21 protein-coding genes are annotated in these 16,096 nt (G+C 73.9%); 11 read left to right on the top strand and 10 right to left on the bottom strand.

Features of this window, described 5'->3' with window-relative positions; all coding sequences use genetic code 11:
- Positions 1–16: 16 nt before the first annotated feature.
- The 3 genes from ACZ58X_RS18085 to ACZ58X_RS18095 form a co-directional block, all read right to left on the bottom strand.
- The gene (locus tag ACZ58X_RS18085; protein ID WP_470334614.1) at positions 17–745 is read right to left on the bottom strand and encodes a uracil-DNA glycosylase; all 729 of its coding nucleotides are present in this window, start codon (positions 743–745) and stop codon (positions 17–19) included.
- A 78-nt stretch (positions 746–823) separates the two neighbouring features.
- A complete protein-coding gene (locus ACZ58X_RS18090) occupies positions 824–2,065 on the bottom strand; it encodes a low temperature requirement protein A (protein ID WP_470334615.1) in 1,242 nt (413 codons plus the stop codon).
- An 82-nt stretch (positions 2,066–2,147) separates the two neighbouring features.
- Positions 2,148–2,927, bottom strand: a complete 780-nt coding sequence (locus ACZ58X_RS18095) for an HAD-IIA family hydrolase (RefSeq protein ID WP_470334616.1) — start codon at positions 2,925–2,927, stop codon at positions 2,148–2,150.
- A gap of 229 nt (positions 2,928–3,156) precedes the next feature.
- On the opposite strand from ACZ58X_RS18095, the gene ACZ58X_RS18100 reads away from it, so the two are divergent.
- The gene (locus tag ACZ58X_RS18100; protein ID WP_470334617.1) at positions 3,157–4,233 is read left to right on the top strand and encodes a Gfo/Idh/MocA family oxidoreductase; all 1,077 of its coding nucleotides are present in this window, start codon (positions 3,157–3,159) and stop codon (positions 4,231–4,233) included.
- Between the two features lie 134 nt (positions 4,234–4,367).
- Here ACZ58X_RS18100 and ACZ58X_RS18105 read toward each other — a convergent pair whose 3' ends face one another.
- Together ACZ58X_RS18105 and ACZ58X_RS18110 are read right to left on the bottom strand one after the other, a co-directional pair.
- Positions 4,368–4,790 carry a type II toxin-antitoxin system VapC family toxin gene (locus tag ACZ58X_RS18105; protein ID WP_360240710.1) on the bottom strand — a complete coding sequence of 141 codons (423 nt, stop codon included), beginning with the start codon at positions 4,788–4,790 and terminating at the stop codon, positions 4,368–4,370.
- Positions 4,783–5,067 (bottom strand): type II toxin-antitoxin system Phd/YefM family antitoxin, encoded by a 285-nt coding sequence (locus ACZ58X_RS18110; protein WP_470334618.1) that lies wholly within the window; start codon positions 5,065–5,067, stop codon positions 4,783–4,785. Before ACZ58X_RS18110 ends, ACZ58X_RS18105 begins: the two co-directional genes overlap by 8 nt.
- 262 nt (positions 5,068–5,329) lie before the next feature.
- Between ACZ58X_RS18110 and ACZ58X_RS18115 the strand changes: the two genes are divergently transcribed.
- From ACZ58X_RS18115 to ACZ58X_RS18135, 5 genes are all read left to right on the top strand, one after another.
- Positions 5,330–5,602 (top strand): hypothetical protein, encoded by a 273-nt coding sequence (locus ACZ58X_RS18115; RefSeq protein ID WP_470334619.1) that lies wholly within the window; start codon positions 5,330–5,332, stop codon positions 5,600–5,602.
- Positions 5,603–5,605: 3 nt separating this feature from the next.
- The gene (locus ACZ58X_RS18120; protein ID WP_470334620.1) at positions 5,606–7,060 is read left to right on the top strand and encodes a hypothetical protein; all 1,455 of its coding nucleotides are present in this window, start codon (positions 5,606–5,608) and stop codon (positions 7,058–7,060) included.
- Positions 7,057–7,587 (top strand): hypothetical protein, encoded by a 531-nt coding sequence (locus tag ACZ58X_RS18125; RefSeq protein ID WP_470334621.1) that lies wholly within the window; start codon positions 7,057–7,059, stop codon positions 7,585–7,587. Before ACZ58X_RS18120 ends, ACZ58X_RS18125 begins: the two co-directional genes overlap by 4 nt.
- A gap of 91 nt (positions 7,588–7,678) precedes the next feature.
- The gene (locus tag ACZ58X_RS18130) at positions 7,679–7,972 is read left to right on the top strand and encodes a DUF6412 domain-containing protein (RefSeq protein WP_470334622.1); all 294 of its coding nucleotides are present in this window, start codon (positions 7,679–7,681) and stop codon (positions 7,970–7,972) included.
- A 111-nt stretch (positions 7,973–8,083) separates the two neighbouring features.
- Positions 8,084–8,776 carry a YidC/Oxa1 family membrane protein insertase gene (locus tag ACZ58X_RS18135; protein ID WP_470334623.1) on the top strand — a complete coding sequence of 231 codons (693 nt, stop codon included), beginning with the start codon at positions 8,084–8,086 and terminating at the stop codon, positions 8,774–8,776.
- Between the two features lie 50 nt (positions 8,777–8,826).
- Here the strand turns inward: ACZ58X_RS18135 and ACZ58X_RS18140 are convergent, their stop codons facing one another.
- Positions 8,827–9,516, bottom strand: a complete 690-nt coding sequence (locus tag ACZ58X_RS18140) for an HAD family hydrolase (protein ID WP_470334624.1) — start codon at positions 9,514–9,516, stop codon at positions 8,827–8,829.
- Positions 9,517–9,655: 139 nt separating this feature from the next.
- Complete coding sequence (locus tag ACZ58X_RS18145; RefSeq protein WP_470334625.1) at positions 9,656–10,255, bottom strand: NUDIX hydrolase; 600 nt, start codon at positions 10,253–10,255, stop codon at positions 9,656–9,658.
- Positions 10,256–10,555: 300 nt separating this feature from the next.
- On the opposite strand from ACZ58X_RS18145, the gene ACZ58X_RS18150 reads away from it, so the two are divergent.
- A complete protein-coding gene (locus ACZ58X_RS18150; protein ID WP_402485895.1) occupies positions 10,556–11,323 on the top strand; it encodes a CDP-alcohol phosphatidyltransferase family protein in 768 nt (255 codons plus the stop codon).
- Positions 11,324–11,559: 236 nt separating this feature from the next.
- On the opposite strand, the gene ACZ58X_RS18155 is transcribed toward ACZ58X_RS18150, so the two are convergent.
- Positions 11,560–11,931, bottom strand: a complete 372-nt coding sequence (locus ACZ58X_RS18155; RefSeq protein WP_470334626.1) for an ArsR/SmtB family transcription factor — start codon at positions 11,929–11,931, stop codon at positions 11,560–11,562.
- 110 nt (positions 11,932–12,041) lie between these two features.
- On the opposite strand from ACZ58X_RS18155, the gene ACZ58X_RS18160 reads away from it, so the two are divergent.
- Positions 12,042–13,031 (top strand): quinone oxidoreductase family protein, encoded by a 990-nt coding sequence (locus ACZ58X_RS18160; protein WP_470334627.1) that lies wholly within the window; start codon positions 12,042–12,044, stop codon positions 13,029–13,031.
- Between the two features lie 39 nt (positions 13,032–13,070).
- On the opposite strand, the gene ACZ58X_RS18165 is transcribed toward ACZ58X_RS18160, so the two are convergent.
- The gene (locus ACZ58X_RS18165; RefSeq protein ID WP_470334628.1) at positions 13,071–13,856 is read right to left on the bottom strand and encodes an MBL fold metallo-hydrolase; all 786 of its coding nucleotides are present in this window, start codon (positions 13,854–13,856) and stop codon (positions 13,071–13,073) included.
- Between the two features lie 92 nt (positions 13,857–13,948).
- Between ACZ58X_RS18165 and ACZ58X_RS18170 the strand changes: the two genes are divergently transcribed.
- Together ACZ58X_RS18170 and ACZ58X_RS18175 are read left to right on the top strand one after the other, a co-directional pair.
- The gene (locus tag ACZ58X_RS18170; protein WP_470334629.1) at positions 13,949–14,263 is read left to right on the top strand and encodes a hypothetical protein; all 315 of its coding nucleotides are present in this window, start codon (positions 13,949–13,951) and stop codon (positions 14,261–14,263) included.
- A gap of 29 nt (positions 14,264–14,292) precedes the next feature.
- Positions 14,293–15,129, top strand: coding sequence for an NmrA family NAD(P)-binding protein (locus ACZ58X_RS18175; protein ID WP_470334630.1), 837 nt, complete (start codon positions 14,293–14,295; stop codon positions 15,127–15,129).
- Positions 15,130–15,216: 87 nt separating this feature from the next.
- On the opposite strand, the gene ACZ58X_RS18180 is transcribed toward ACZ58X_RS18175, so the two are convergent.
- Positions 15,217–15,771: a GNAT family N-acetyltransferase gene (locus ACZ58X_RS18180; RefSeq protein WP_470334631.1), complete on the bottom strand. Its 555-nt coding sequence runs from the start codon at positions 15,769–15,771 to the stop codon at positions 15,217–15,219.
- 134 nt (positions 15,772–15,905) lie between these two features.
- Between ACZ58X_RS18180 and ACZ58X_RS18185 the strand changes: the two genes are divergently transcribed.
- On the top strand, positions 15,906–16,085 hold the full coding sequence (locus ACZ58X_RS18185) for a hypothetical protein (protein ID WP_470334632.1): 180 nt from the start codon (positions 15,906–15,908) through the stop codon (positions 16,083–16,085).
- The last annotated feature ends 11 nt before the right edge of the window (positions 16,086–16,096 follow it).

The following is a 16,096-nucleotide window of genomic DNA, read 5'->3' on the forward strand; positions in this document are numbered from 1 at the left end:
GCGGCACGACTGTGCGTCAGTCCTGCTTGAGGTCCGGCACCCGCCAGTCGATCGGCTCGCCGCCGAAGCCGTCCAGCGCCGCGTTGATCTGCGAGAACGGGCGGCTGCCGAAGAACAGCTTGGCGGACAGCGGCGACGGGTGCGCGCCCTGGACCACCACGTGCTTCTCGGTGTCGATCAGCGGCAGCTTCTTCTTGGCGTAGTTGCCCCAGAGCACGAAGACCACCGGCTCCTCGCGATCGCTGACCGCCTTGATCACCGCGTCGGTGAACTTCTCCCAGCCCTTCGCCTTGTGCGAGTTGGCCTCGTGGGCGCGGACCGTGAGCACCGCGTTGAGCAGCAGCACGCCCTGCTCGGCCCAGTGCATCAGGTAGCCGTTGTCGGGGGCCGGGATGCCGAGGTCGGCGTCCAGCTCCTTGAAGATGTTGCGCAGCGAGGGCGGCGTCTTCGTCCCGGGCAGCACCGAGAAGCTCATGCCGTGGGCCTGGCCGTTGTCGTGGTACGGGTCCTGGCCGAGGACCAGCACCCGGACCTTCTCGTACGGAGTGGCCTGCAGCGCGGCGAACTCCTGGCCGCTCGGCGGGAACACCTCGTGCTCCGCGCGCTGGGCCGCCACGAAGGCCGCCAGCTCCGCGAAGTACGGCTTCTCCGTCTCGGCACCGAGCACCGCGCGCCAGGACTCGGGCAGCTCCAGCCCGCCGCCCTCGCCGGCCTCGACCACGCCCGCCTCGACCGTGTCCGTCACGACATCTACCTCCCACACCGCGGCTGCTGCGCCGCCCGCCCTCTTACACCCCGAACGCTACACAGCCCCACCGACAACTCACTCCACGGGCGACGGGGCCGACGCCGCCGCACCGTCCGAGGCCGCAGCACCGGCCGAAGCCGGGGCCGCCGCAGCGCCCGAGGCCGCCCGCACCACCCGCACGTGCTCCACCCCGTTGAGCGCCACCAGCAGCACGGCCAGCACCACCAGCACCACCAGGGCCGGCAGCCGCACCATCGCGGGCAGCAGCCCCAGCACCACCACCGCCGCCGCGATCCGGGTGGTCGAGACCAGCCGGAACATCATCCAGCGGGTGTACCCGAAGGTCAGCAGGTACAGCCCGCAGCCGCCGTAGAGCAGCCCCACCGGTCCGGCGCCGAGCGCCCGCCACGGGTCCGCGACCGTCTCCGCGAAGCCGACCGCGACCCCGATCACCCCGGCCGCCAGCGCCAGGTGCCCGTACTGGAAGACCCGCCGGATCACGTCCCGCCGGGAGTCGGCGACCTCCACGGCGTGCCGCATCGCGTCCGCCGCGAACACGAAGTACTGCCACCACAGTCCGGCCGAGATGGTGAACGCGGCTGCCACGGCGGCCAGTTCGGCCGCGTCCAGCCGGGCCGCGGCGGCCGAGCCGCCGATCCCGACGACCGATTCGCCGAGCGCCACCAGCAGGAACAGCGCGAACCGCTCCGGCATGTGCGACGGGTGGTAGGCCACCTTGGCGAGCCGCCGCCGGAACACAAGCGGCGCGGCCAGGTCGCAGAGCGCGGCCGCCGCCCACAGCACCAGCCGCGGCCCGTCCGGCAGCAGCCCGCCGACCAGCAGCAGCGGTCCGCTGACCAGCACCCCGGCCCCGTACGGACCGCGCCACACTCCCGGGACGCGCACCAGCAGGAGCAGCAGCACCAGCCGGGCCAGCCAGTACGCGGCGCCGAGCAGCACGCCCCGGCCGCCGTACGCGCCCGGGACGGCGAGCGCCATGAACAGGCCGGCCAGTCCGACCAGCAGGATGCCCAGACGGTCGCGCGGGTTGTCCACGTCGCGGATGTTGGCCTGCACGGTGGTGCCGACCCAGCACCAGTACACCGGCACGAACACCACCAGGGCCCGGACCAGGCCGGTCAGGTCGTGCTGGTGGTGCAGCAGTCCGGAGACCTGGGTGATCGCGAAGACGAAGACCAGGTCGAAGTACAGCTCCGCCCAGGTGACCCGCTTCTCCGGCCCCTCCCCCGCCGTGCCTTCCCCTGCCGTGCCCCGCGTCGCCGCTTCCCCCGCTGTACCGTCCCCCGCCGTGCTCATCCGCCCGGTCCTCCCCACGCGTACGGAACGAGCCCCGCCCCGGCGCTCGGCCGGGGCGGGGCTCGCGACTGCACCGCAGAGGTTAGACCAGCTCGACCAGGTCCGCGATCGACGCGACCACCCGGGTCGGCCGGTACGGGAAGCGCTCCACGTCGGTGGCGGAGGTCAGGCCGGTGAGCACCAGGATGGTCTCCATGCCGGCCTCCATGCCCGCGACGATGTCGGTGTCCATCCGGTCGCCGATCATCACGGCGGTCTCCGAGTGGGCGCCGGCGGTGTTGAGCGCCTCGCGCATCATCAGCGGGTTGGGCTTGCCGACGAAGTACGGGTCCACGCCGGTGGCCTTGGTGATCAGGGCCGCGACCGAGCCGGTGGCCGGCAGCACGCCCTCGGTGGAGGGGCCGGTCTCGTCCGGGTTGGTGCAGATGAACCGGGCCCCCGCGTTGATCAGGCGGATCGCCTTGGTGAGCGCCTCGAAGGAGTAGGTCCGGGTCTCGCCGAGCACGACGTAGTCCGGGTTGTTGTCGGTCAGCACGTACCCGGCCTGGTACAGCGCCGTGGTGAGGCCGGCCTCGCCGATCACGTACGCGGTGCCGTTCGGGCGCTGGCTCTTGAGGAACTTGGCGGTGGCCAGGGCCGAGGTCCAGATGCACTCCTCCGGCACCTCCAGGCCCATGCCGGCCAGCCGGGCACTCAGGTCGCGCGGGGTGTAGATGGAGTTGTTGGTGAGGACGAGGAAGGGCTTGCCGGACTCCCGCAGTCGGCGGAGGAACTCCTCCGCCCCGGGGATCGGCGTGCCCTCGTGGATGAGGACACCGTCCATGTCGGTCAGCCAGGACTCGATGGGCTTGCGGTCTGCCACGTGCGTGTCTCCCGGAATGTTGCAAGTCTTGCGGTGGGGCCCTGACGCGGCACAGCCTAATCCGCACGGATGGCCGGGGACAGAACGTACCGTCCAACGGGACGCGACGGCCGCCGGACGCGACGGCCCCCGGGCGCGTCGGCCCCCGGGCGGGGAGCGGAAGCCGGGGAAGCAGCGGGAGCAGCGGGAGACCGGGAGCAAAGGGGTGCCTCGTGATTGAGTGGGCCGCATGAACCCGCTGACCGCCCCCCGCCCCCTCCGCGTCGGCCTGATCGGCTACGGCCTGGCCGGCTCCGCCTTCCACGCCCCGCTCATCGCCACCACGCCCGGGCTGCGGCTGGACGCCGTGGTCACCGCCAACCCGGAGCGCCGCGAGCAGCTGCGGCGCGAGCATCCGGAGGCCCGCGCCGTCGACACCCCCGAGCAGCTGCTCGCCGACCCGGACGCGCTGGACCTGGTGGTCGTCGCCTCGCCCAACCGCACCCACGCGCCGCTGGCCCGCGCCGCCCTGCGGGCCGGTCTGGCCACCGTGGTGGACAAGCCGCTGGCCGGCACCGCCGCGGAGGCGCTGGAGCTGTGCCGGCTGGCGGAGGAGCGGGGCGTTCTGCTGTCGGTGTTCCAGAACCGGCGCTGGGACGGCGACTTCCTGACCGCGAGCCGGCTGGTGCGCGGTGGCGCGCTCGGCCGGGTGCACCGCTTCGAGTCCCGGTTCGAGCGGTTCCGCCCGAAGCCCAAGCCGGGCTGGCGCGAGCTCGCCGACCCGGCCGAGGTCGGCGGCACCCTGTACGACCTGGGCAGTCACCTGGTCGACCAGGCGCTCACCCTGTTCGGACCGGTCGAGACGGTGTACGCGGAGATCGACGTGCGGCGGGACGGCGCGGTGGTGGACGACGACGCCTTCGTCGCGCTGACCCACGCCTCCGGCACCCGCTCGCACCTGTGGACCAGCGCCATCACCCCGCTGATCGGTCCCCGGCTGCGGGTGCTCGGCGACACCGCCGGGTACGTCAAGCACGGCATGGACCCGCAGGAGGCCGAACTGCGGTCGGGCCGCCGCCCGGACGGCACCCACCCGTGGGGCGCCGACCTGCCCGAGCACTACGGCACCCTGGGCAGTGACGGGTCCACGATCTCCCTGCCCACCGACCCGGGCGACTACCCCGCCTTCTACGCCGGCGTCGCGGCCGCCCTGGCCGCTCCCGGCACCCCGCCCCCGGTCGACCCGCGCGACGCGGTGGCCACCCTCACCGTCCTGGAGGCCGCCCGCACCTCCGCGGCCACCGGCCGGACGGTCCGGCTGGGCTGACGGTCCGGCCGACCCACCCCCGCCCTGCCTTTCCTTGACCGACTCTCCTGCAATGCCCGTCATGACCACTCGGGGGAGGGGGGGCGGCGCGCGGCCCGCCGTGCGGCGGAGCAGGAACGGGGCCGACGCCGCCCTCACACCCCGATGACCTCCACCGCCGAGCCCAGCCCACGGAAGTCCGCCACGTTGCGGGTGTACAGCGGCAGCCCGTGGGCGGAGGCGACGGCGGCGATCATCAGGTCGATCCGGCGCGGGCGCGGCTGCCGTCCGGCGGCGATGGTCAGGGTGACGAGGGTCCCGTAGCGGGCGGCGGCGGCCGCGTCGAAGGGCAGCGGGTCGAAGTCGGCCATCGCCGCGCCGAGCACCTCCAGCCGGGCCGCCCGGCTGATCGGGTCGCGGGCCATCGAGACGCCCTGCTGGAGTTCGGCGAAGGTGATCGCGGTCAGCTCCGGCACGGCGGGCAGGTCGCCGGGGTTGAGCAGCGCCAGGTCGATGTACACACAGGTGTCCAGCACCCCGGCGGGCCGCCGCCGGGACGCCCTCCGGCGCTCAGCCACGCCGCCGCTCGAACGGGTCGTCGCCCTCGTCCCCGACGAGCTCCTCGGGCCCGAAGTACTCCTCGGCCTCCTTGCGCATCTCCTGGTAGTCCACCCGCGGCAACGTCACGTGCCGCGCCACCAGCTCCTCCGCCGTGAGCCGCCGCCGCCCGGACACCGGCCGCAGCTCCGCGACCTCGACCCCGTTCCTGGTGATGTGGAAGGTCTCACCGGCCTCCACCGCGTCCATCACCGCGGCGGAGTTGTTCCGGAACTCCCGCTGGGTAATCGTCCTCATGTCCTCCACGGTAGCCCCGCGTAGCACGGGCGGCTACACCCCGCGCGTTCCTGGATTCACGCCCCGCCGCCCCGGCCGGTCGACTACGTTCGAACACAAATCGATCAAGTGGGGGGCTTCTGTCATGGCCGGGACCGATGAGAAGGACCAGAACCCGTGGCTCTACGGCCAGGACGGTCCACCGTCAACCGCTCTGCCCCGCCCCACCGGACCCTGGGCGGGCTCAGCCGGGGCGGGCGCCCCGGTCCTTGTACAGCCGGCCGTGCTCCAACAGGCCGGCGGCGAAGCGCGGCGGCTGCGCGGTGAACTCAAGTCCTCCGTCACCCGCGCCGAGCCGGACACCGCGGCGGCGGTCCAAGCGCTGGCCGACGGGTGGGCCAGCGGGCCCGCTCTCTCCCAGGCGCTCACCTGGTGGAAGGCCCGCTGGACCAGCCTCGACAACCGACTCGGCCTGGCGGCTGACCGTCTGGACGCCACGGCACGCAGCTATCACGCCGCCGATACCTCCGCCGCCACCACCTTCAAGGGGCCGTGAACGATGGTGACCTTCGCCCAGCTCCGCTCCGCGTCCTTCGAGCCCCTCGACCACGCGGGCGACACCTGGACCGGCGTCTCCGGTCACATGGAGCATCTCGCCGGCCAGGTCCGGTCCGGCGTCCTGCACCCGCTGACAGGTGGCAGCGGCAGTCCCTACGCCCCCGTGTCCGGCGATCGACCATGGACCGGTCCGGCCGCCGACGAAGCGGCGCGGGAGATCGGATTCCTGGCCGACGAGATGGCGGCCTTCCACTTCGAGGCCCTGGCAATCTCCGCGGCCCTGCACCGTGCCAACAAGGCTTTCGCCGACGCCAAGCAGAAGCTGCTCCGGGCGATCGGCGACATCGAGGGCCTGGGGGCGACCGTGGCCGCCGACGGCTCGGTCACGCTGCCCGGGCTGTCCCGCGAGGAACGGAACGACCCTGAGGCGGTGGCGTACCACAAGCGGAAGTGGGACGAAGTCCAGCAGCACGTCCAGGTCATGACCGCGGCTGTGGCGGCCGCCACCGAAGCCGACGGGACCGTGGCCACCGCCCTCCTCGCGCTCAACCCGGAGGAGGTCGACCCGGCAACGCATCCTGATGGGCTCGGCAACGCCCAGGGAGACCTGGCGGCGGCCGCGGGCATGCCGACCAACCCCAACGACCTGAAGGCGTGGTGGGCGGCCCTCGACCCCGCCGTACGGGCCGGGCTGCTCGCGTCCGATTCACCGAAGCTGATCAAGGCGGGAATCCTGGGCCCGACCGGCTACGAGTGGTCGGCACCGGACACAGGGGCCGGGCCGTGGAAAGTCCGGGAGCCGGGCCTGCGCGAGCAGAACATCCGGGCGATGGCGTACGCCATGGTCGGCGGCGGCTCACTTGTCGGCTACCCGGATGCCTCCGTCAACATGGCGCACTACCTGGACGGGACCGGCACGCCCCTCACCGTGGACGTCGACCGCATGCTCGGCGACGACGCCGGCTTCAAGGAGGACGCGGGTGTCCAGCTGGCCGCCAACAGCACACAGTGGCGGCAGGCCGCGTTGGTGGCGTTCGAGAAGTCGGGCGGGGCTCCGGTCGCAATCCCCGTGGAGAGCCCGGTCGCCCACCGCACGTTCGGTGACCGCAACTGGTTCCTGGCGGTCGGGAGTCATCCGTACCTCACGTCCGGAGTGGTGACGGCCGTCCCGGGGCCGGACGGAAAGCCCCGGGTCTCCCTGCAGTACCAGGTCAACGTCTGGGACCGTTACAACTGGGACCCCGGCAAGAGCACGCCGATCGCCGGTACCGACATCACGGACGCCGACATGGCGAGCCTGCACCAGAGCGGGCTGGCCAAGGAGTACGACATCGCCGGCAGGACCAAGCCGATCACCGTCCGGCTCGACGACGGCGAGGGCGGTCCCGGCGGTGGCGCCGAATCCCGAGGAGGCCGCCAGGGTGCGCGGGTCGAGGCTGTGAGGCAGGGACAGTGAGGCGACGGCGATGGCGGACCCTGCTGCTGGGGGTCGTGCTGCCACTGGTGCTCGCCGCGGGCGCGGTGGGAGGCCTGTACTGGTTGCGGGAGTGGGATCGGCATCCGGCGGCGGACAGTGGGCGGCCCGGGTCGTGGGTGACGGTCGGCTCCGCGGAGGTCGCGGCGTTCGCGCGGGTGCGGGTGCCCGGGTCGGCGGGCGAGCTGCGGTGGGCGTACCGGAAGGGGTTCCAGGACGACGTGGCGTTCCTCTCGTTCCGGCTGCCGCCGGGCGAGGAGCAGGGGTTCCTGAACGGACTTGGGATCCCGCTGACGCCGGACGCCGGCACGGACCTCGGGAGCGGTGTGCTGGAGGGGTTCCGTCAGGCCGGGGCGCCGGATCCGAAGGCGGCGGGGGCGTTGCGCCACGGTTCCGTCGTCGCCGACGCGCTGCCGGGCCACGACAAGCGCCTCGCCGAGTCGGCGTGGCTGGCGGAGGAGGCGGACGGGGGGACGCGGGTGTGGGTGCACGCGGTGGACGCTCCGTGAGGAATTCCCCGGTGCGCCGGGAACCCGGGGGGCCGTAGGATCGTCGTGCTGAACGTCCTGAGCCGGGAAGACATCGAGAGGGGGGCCTGCCGTGGATGTTGTCGCGATGTTGCTGGGCCTGCTCCGGGTGTTGACCGGGCAGTTGGTGACCGAGGGCGGCGGGCTCGCGTCCGTCGCCGCCGTGGCGGCGATGGTCCTGGTGGCCGGCGCGGTCGCGGGGGCCCTCGCCGGGGCGCGGTTGCTGGGGGCACGGGCCCCGGCCGCGGTGCGCAGCGGGGTGCTGCGGCGCCGGGCGTTCCGTACGGCGTTCCTTCCGCAGCGTGATCCGGACGCCCGGGGCAGGCGACGCCCCCGGGCGCCGGGAGCGGCCCCGGCGGCCGCGTAGTCCCGCAGTTCTCCCGTACGGTGCCCGCGCTTCCGCGGCTGCCCGTACCTCCTTCGCGGCCGTCCTCCGCCGATCACTCATGTCCTGAGACCCCGGAGGGCTCGCTTCACCATGTCCGTTCTGTCTGTTCTCGACCCGGCCGTCACCGTCGCCCACGCCGTGGTCGCCACGCTCGCCCACACCGTGCCGACCGCGCTGGCGATCGTCCTGTTCGTGCTCGCCGTACGGCTCTGCCTGCACCCGCTGGCGCGGGCGGCGGCGCGCGGGGAGAAGGCCCGCTCGAAGCTGGCGCCGAAGGTCGCCGCGCTGAACGCGAAGCACAAGAACAACCCGGAGAAGGCGCGCGAGGCGCTCGCGGAGCTGTACCGGAAGGAGCAGGTCTCGCCGTTCGCGGGCTGCCTGCCGATGCTGGTGCAGATCCCGTTCTTCTCGGTCATGTACCGGCTCTTCACCACCCCGAACGACCTGCTGGACCACACCCTGTTCGGGGTGCCGCTGGGCCTGCACGTCGGGAACGCGCAGGGCGCCGGGCAGTTCGCGGTGTTCGGCCTGCTGTACGCCGGGCTGGCGGCGGTCGGGTACGTCAACTACCGCCGGGCCCGGCGCGCGGCGGCCGCGCAGACCACCCCGCAGCCGGGGGCGGGGCTGCTGCCGTACCTGTCCTTCGTGTCGGTGGTGTTCGCGATGCTGGTGCCGGTGGCCGCCGCGCTCTACCTGCTCACCACCAGCGTGTGGTCGGCCTCCGAGCGGGGCTGGCTGTACCGGGGCACCGGCCAGGTCCCGGCGACGGCACTCGCGGTCTGACCCGCAGGACGTCCGAGGGCGGCCCGGCGGCTCGGAAGGACGCCCGCGGCTCAGAAGTGGCGCAGCAGCTCCGGGAAGGCCGCGAGCTGCAGCGTCGCCCCGTCCGGGCCGAGGTCCTCGTGCTCCAGCACCCAGGTGTGCTCGTGCGGGATGAAGACGGTGCGCAGGCCGGCCCGGCGGGCGGGGGCGATGTCGGACTTGGGCGAGTTGCCGATCATCCAGGTGCGGTCCGGGTCGAGGCCGAGTTCGGCGGTGAGCTGCCGGTAGGTGTCGACGGACTTCTCGGCCACGATGTGGATCCCGCCGAAGTGGTGGTCGATCGTGGAAGCCGTCACCTTGGCCTGCTGCTCGTCCTGGTCGCCCTTGGTGAGCAGCAGCAGCCGGTGGCGGCCGGCCAGGTCGGCGAGGGTGTCGGCAACGCCGGCGATCAGTTCGATCTCGCCGCGCCGGGTGAGCGGGGCGAGCAGCTCGTCGATCCGGGCGAGCTCGGCCGCGGTGGGGGTGCGGTCGTCGTTCAACTGCCGCAGGCAGTCGGCGAGGCTCTGCCGGAAGACGGTGGCGCCGTAGCCGAGGGCAGCCGCGTTGGCGGCCTCGATCCGGTCGAGCAGGGCGCGGGCGCCGTCGCGGCCTTCCGGGGCGGCGGCCCAGTCCAGGAAGCCGTCGATGACCCGCTCGAAGAGGACGTTGTTCTCCCAGAGGGTGTCGTCGGCGTCGAAGATGAGGATCTGGTCGGTGTGCATGAGGGGTCCTTGGGTGAGGGTGGTCCGGTTCGGCCGGGCAGGCGGACGGCATGCTCGCCGGGCAGGCGGGCGGCGTGGTCAGCCGGGCGGCGTGGTTCAGCCGAGCAGGCGGGCGGCGTGGTCAGCCGGGCGGCGTGGTTCAGCCGAGCAGGCGGGCGGCGCGGTCGAGGGTCTCGCGGAAGTTCTCCTCGGTGGTGCGCTGCCGGGCCTCCTCGATGCTCAGCCACTCCAGCGGGGAGGCCGGGTTCTCCGGGCGGGCGTCGTCCGGGCTGTCGGTGGCGAGCAGGAAGCGCAGGTCGGCGTGCTCGTGGGCGGGTTCGACGGGCGAGGCCGGGACGGGCACCACGGCGAGGTGGACGAGGGTGGCGTCGGGCCAGGGGGTGAGGTCGGTCAGGCCGGTCTCCTCCAGGCCCTCGCGCAGGGCGATGTCCAGCGGGAGGGTCTCCCCCGGGTCGCCGTGGCCGCCGACCTGCAGCCAGGCCTGCTGGCGGACGTGCCAGCGCAGCAGCACCCGGCGGGTGGGCGGGTGGACGATCAGCGCGGAGGCGGTGAAGTGCAGCGGGGTGCCGCGGTCCCAGGCGTCGGCGACGTCTGCGGCGGCTGCGGCGTCGACCAGGGCGGTCGCCCTGGCGTGGTCGGCGGTCTCGACCGGGCCCTGCGGCCGGTGGCCGGCCAGGAGCCGGGCCAGGGCGGGGCTCTGCGGCTCGGGACTCTGCGGGGCGGTGTCCGTGGTCACCATGGTGCTGGACTCTCCTCGTTCCGCCTCCGGGGCGCCTCCGCTCCACCCCGCGCCGGAGCGTCGCGCACCGGACCGCGGCACGCCGGGCGGCGTCGCGCGGAACGGCGTCAACGGGCTTGCGGGGGTGGGCGATCGGGCCCGGGGGCTCCGGTTCCGGTGAACCCGGGAAGCCTAGCCCGGGGGTATTCGGGCGGCCCACCGGTTTTCCCGGTCGCCGGGGGCCGTACCGGCTGGTCAGGCGCCCCCTCCGGAGGCCGTAGCCTGTGGTGATCGTTTCGGGACAGGTGGAGGGATGACGTCATGGTGGCTGCTCCGGCGCTCGCCGAGCTGCGCGAGGTGTGCCAGCCGCAGGCCAAGCTGCAGAGCCGCAACGGTGAGCACTGGGCGGGCCGGCTCTACATGCGGGCGGTCTCGCTGCGGACCACCCGTCAGCTGGTGCGCACCTCGGTCTCGCCGAACACCCTGACCTGGGTGATGGTGGTGTGCGGGGTCGGCGGCGGCGCGGCCCTGCTGATCCCGGGTCTGACCGGCGCGGTGCTCGCGGCGGTGCTGTTCCAGTTGTTCCTGCTGTTCGACTGCGTGGACGGCGAAGTGGCGCGCTGGAAGCGCCAGTTCAGCATGGCCGGGGTGTACGTGGACCGGCTGGGCGCGTACCTGGCCGACGCCGCGCTGATGATCGGCGCGGGCGTACGGGCGGCGCGCGGCGGCTCGGAGCTGTGGGTGTCGGCGGGTCTGGCGGCCGCGCTGGGCGTGGTCCTGCTCAAGGCGTCGACGGACCTGGTGGACGTGGCCCGGGCGCGCAGCGGGCAGGCGCCGGCGGACGAGGAGTCCACCCAGCCGCGTTCCCAGGGCATCGCGACGGCCCGCCGACTCGCCTCGATCTTCAAGATCCACCGGGTGACGAACGGCATCGAGGCCTCGCTGGTGCTGCTGGCGGCCGCCGCCGTGGACGCCGGACTGCACAATCTGGACGCCACCCGGTGGACGCTCGCCGGGATCACGGTGATCACCTGGGGGATGGTGGTGGCGCACCTGGCGTCGATCCTGTCGTCGTCGCGGCTGCGCTGAGGCCGCCTTCCCGGCGGCCGCGGCGGGGCTGCGGCAAGGCCGAGACACCCTCCCCCGGCCGCGGGAGGAGTCCGGCGCGAGCTACCACGCGGTGGGCTTCACCGGCTGGGACGCGGTCCGGCCGGTCACCCTGAGCGTGCTCACCGAGGCGCTGGCGCTGCTCACCCTGGGCCTGGTCCGGCCGTACCGTCTCGTACCACCGCCGGCACCGCGCGGCCGCCGCCTGACCCCGGCCGTCACCCGTGCCACGTCGCCTCGGCGGCGGGCTCCTCTCCGCGCTCGTTGCGCGCGAGCGCGGCCAGGACGGTGTCGAGCAGGCCGGGGAAGCGCCGTTCCAGATCGACCGTCCGCAGCGCGGAGAACCGGCGGTTGGCCTCCTCGCGCTGGTTGATCACACCGGATTCACGCAGCACCTTGAAGTGGTGGCTGAGCGTGGAGGGCGCGACGTCCACCGGGAAGGTGCCGCAGGCCCGTTCGGGTTCGGCGCGCAGAACCCGGACGATGGTCATCCGGGTGGGGTCGGAGAGCGCGTGCAGGACGTCGTACAGGTCGATCTCCTCGACCGCGGGGTGGGCGAGGGCCGGCCGGCGGCGGGTGCTGCGGGGCATCTTCCTACCTCCTCTGAGCTGCGATGTTCGACAACCGCCGAAACGGGGTGGTACCACTGTGCCACGGCAATTTCGTCGTTCGTCGAACATCGTAGTCGAGGGGGACCGACATGCGCGCACTGGTGATGACCGCACCCGGTGGAGCCGAGAACTCCGAGATCCAGCAGATCGAGGCACCGCGACCCGGCCCCGGCCAGGTCGCGATCGACGTCGCCTGGGCCGGACTGAACTTCGTGGACGTGATGACCCGTCGCGGTGACGGCGGCTACACCGCCGAGTGGCCGTACCTGCCGGGCAAGGAGGTCGCCGGTACGGTCCGCGCGCTCGGCGAAGGCGTCACCGGACTCACCGTCGGCGACCGGGTCGCGGCCGCACCCGTCGGCGGCGGGCTCGCCGAGGTCGTGCTCGCCGACGCCGTCCTGACCGTCCCCGTCCCGGACGGGCTGGCGCTCAGCGCGGCCGCCGCCGCGCCGCTCGGCCTCGCCACCGCCGTCCTGCTGCTCACCGACGCGGGCCGGCTCACCGCCGGGGACAACGTCCTGGTGCACTCGGCCGGCGGCGGCATCGGCAGCGCCGTCGCCCAGCTCGTCCCGCTGCTCGGCGGCGGGGGCGTCCTGATCGGCACCGTCGGCCGCCCGGAGAAGGCCGCCGCCGCCGTCGACCTCGGCTACCACCACGCCTTCGCCCGCGACGAGAAGCTCGCCGACGCCGTCCGCGCCGCCACCGACGGCCGGGGCGTCGACCTCGTGCTCGACCCGCTCGGCACCGCCGCCCTGGACCTCGACCTCGCCGTCACGGCTCCCGGCGGCCGGATCGTCCTGTTCGGCAACGCGGGCGGCGGCGAGCTCGACGCACTGCCCCCGCTCGGCCGGCTGATGGGCGGCAACCTCTCCGTCACCGGGTACAGCCACCGCAGTTACGCCGCCACCGCGCCCGAACGCCTCGCCCGGGCCATCCGCACCACCCTCGACCTCCAGGCGCACCGCGGACTCACCGTGCCGCTCACCGAGCTCCCGGGCCTGGAGGCCGTACCGGCCGCCCACGACGCGATGCAGGAGGGGCGGGCCACCGGCAAGTACGTGGTGCGGGTGGGCGGTTGATCGGCCGGGCGGGCCGGGCAGGTCGATCCGGCCGGCCCGTCAGGCCGTGAGGACCGCTCCCGGATCGGCGTGCCCGACCGGGCCGGCGAACCGGGACGCGGCGCGGGCCACCGCCTCCGCCGGGGTCAGCGTCCGGCCGACGTGGGTGACCACCAGCCGACCGGCCCGGGCCGCCGCAGCGGTGGCGCCGGCCTGCTCGGCGGTGTGGTGCGCGGGGTCGCCGCCCTCCGCCTCGCACAGCAACAGGTCGCAGTCGGCGGCCAGTTCGGTGAGCGCGGCGCAGGGCGCGGTGTCGCCGGAGTAGACCAGCGAGCGGCCGCCGGCCTCCACCCGGAGCGCGAAGGCCGGCATGCCGTGTTCCACCGCCCGGCTGGTCAGCGTCAGTGGCAGCGCGCCGGAGCCCACCGCGACCCGGTGCCCGTCGGACAACTCGGTGACGGCGAAGGCGGATTCGACCGGGCTGCGGCGCGCCGAGTTGGTCAGGAAGTCCGCCAGCCGGTCGGCGATGCCGGGCGGGCCGTAGAGCGGGATCGGCGCGGCGAGCCGCACGTCCGCGTACAGCGCGCCGTAGTAGGCGGTGAGCAGGTCGGCGCAGTGGTCGGCGTGCAGGTGCGAGATCCAGATCGCGTCCAGCCCGTCCAGCCGGACGTACCGCTGCAACGGCCCGAGGGTCCCGGTGCCCGCGTCCACCCACACCCGGGCTCCCCCGGCGGTCACCAGGTAGCCGGAACACGGGTTGTCCGCGCTCGGGTAGGGGGTGGCGCTCCCCAGGACGGTGAGTCGCAGGGCGCCGTCGGGGCCGGGGGCTGACGAGGATTCGAGCATCTACCGAGCCTAGCCCTGCAGGGAAAGTCGGCCGGTCCGACGGTGCGATGATCGGGCCGCATGTGCGTCCAGGTAGAGGAGCGGTGTTGGAGATGTTCGCCGGGGGAACCGCGCGGCTGCTGGTCAGGAACGACGGCGATACGCCGCTGGAGCTGACCGTGGAGCCGTGGGCCGACGCCTACCAGCTCGGGCCGGGGCAGACCCGGGTCGTCGTCACCCACTCGCCCGCAGCGGACGGTTCGTGGCCCGGGACCGTGCACAGCGATCAGCCCTTCCAGGTCGACCACCGCCGGGATTCGGTCACGCTGTGGGCCTTCGGCCACTGCTTCCACCTCAGCGACACGGCGGGCCAGGAGCTCGACGCGGCCGACTGGCAGTGCCCCGCCCGGGCCGCGCGAGGGGAATAAGCCGGTCCGCTCGCGCAGTTGGGCCCGGCATGACCAAGGTTCTGGTGATCGGCGCGAACGGCAGTGTGGGCAGGCACGTGGTGGCCTCGCTGGTCGAAGGCGGGCATGAGGTACGGGCGTTGGTGCGGGACGCGGCCGCGTCCTCGCTGCCCGCCGGGGTGGCGGCCTTCGAGGGGGATCTTGCGGCGCCGGAGAGCCTGACGGCCGCGCTGGACGGCGGGGTGGACGGCGTCTACCTGATGTGGCCCGGGATCCCGGAGCAGCCACGGGTGGTCGAGCTGATCGCCGAGCACGCCGAGCGCGTCGTCTACCTCTCGGCGGACGTGCCCGACCTCGCGGACGACGAACCGGCGGTGATCTTCCACCAGGAGATCGAGCGGCTGATCCGCCGCTCCGGCACGGCCTGGACCTTCGTCCGGGCGATCGACTTCGCGGGCAACGCACTCGGCTGGGCCGACCAGGTCCGCACGGGCGTGGTCCGCTGGCCGTACGGGCGGGCGCGCCGCTCGCTGGTCCACGAGCGCGACATCGCGGACGTGGCCGTCCGGGCGCTCACCGAGGACGGGCACGACGGCGGCAAGTACGTGGTCACCGGGCCCGAGTCGCTCGCCCAGGCCGAGCTGGTGCGGATCATCGGCGAGGAGCTCGGCACCGAGGTCCGCTGGGAGGAGCTGGCGCCGGAGACGGCCCGCGAGCAGCTGACGGCGGCCTGGGGCGACGCGGCCTTCGTGGCGTCCCGGCTGCGGGCCTGGGAGTCGTTCACCCGCGAGCCGGAACGGGTGACGGACACGGTCGAGCGGGTGCTCGGCCGCCCGGCCCGCAGCTTCCGCTCCTGGGTCCGGGACCACGCGGAGGACTTCCGCTGACGGCGGGCGCCGAGCAGCGGGCTGCGGGCAGCAGGCTGCGGGTTGCGGGCGGCGGGCGGCGGGCGGCGGCCAGCTGACGAGCGGGGCTCAGCCCCGCTCGACCGCGAGCTCGATCTCCCGGTGCGTCTCGTCGCCCGGCACCGGCACGGAGACGCCGGAGTGCCGGAAGCCGGCCCGCAGGTACATCGCCTCGGCGCGGGCGTTGTCCTCGTGGACGAACAGCCGGACCCGCTGGACCCGGGGCTCGGTGAGCGCCCAGGAGCACTCCTGGGCGGCCCGGATCAGCTCGTGCGCCAGGCCGGTGCCGCGTGCCTCGGGGCGGACGTAGACCCCGACGACGTGGGTCTGCGGGACGGTGACGACGTCGCCGCCGAGGGCGCCGTCCCCGCCGGGCAGCTCGACCAGCACGGTCATGGTGCCGAGCCAGCGGCCGTCCGCGGCCTCCGCGACGAGTTGGTGCACCGCGTCGCCCTCGGCGGCGCCGGCGGTGCGCTCCTGCCAGAACTCGTCCGGCTTGGCGGCGGCGTTCTCGTAGGTGTCCAGGAAGGCGATGCCCGCGGCCGGGTCCTGCAGCGCGGCGAGGCGGATCTCCTTGACCCGCTCCCACTCCTCGACCCGTACCCGTCTGATCACAGTGCTCATCGCATGATCGTCAGCGGTTCGGGGTCTCCGCGCAACCCCCTTCCTGGGGACGGCACCCCGCCCGTTGACCGGCCGTCTACCGGCGGGTGGCCTACTGGAGGCACGGATCCGCAGACGAACCCGGGAGGACCAACATGCTCAAGCACGCAGTTCACGCAGTGATCGGCCTTGCAGTGGCCCTGTTGCTCGGCGCCACGGGCACGACCGCCCTGACGGCCACGGCCGCCGCACCGCCCGCCCCGCCCGCCCCGATGGCCGCGACGGGCGGAGCGACGCCGGACGCCTGCGGCGGCAGCGCCCTGAGCTGCTTCTGACACCGACCACA

This window comes from Kitasatospora sp. NPDC040550, assembly GCF_055594965.1.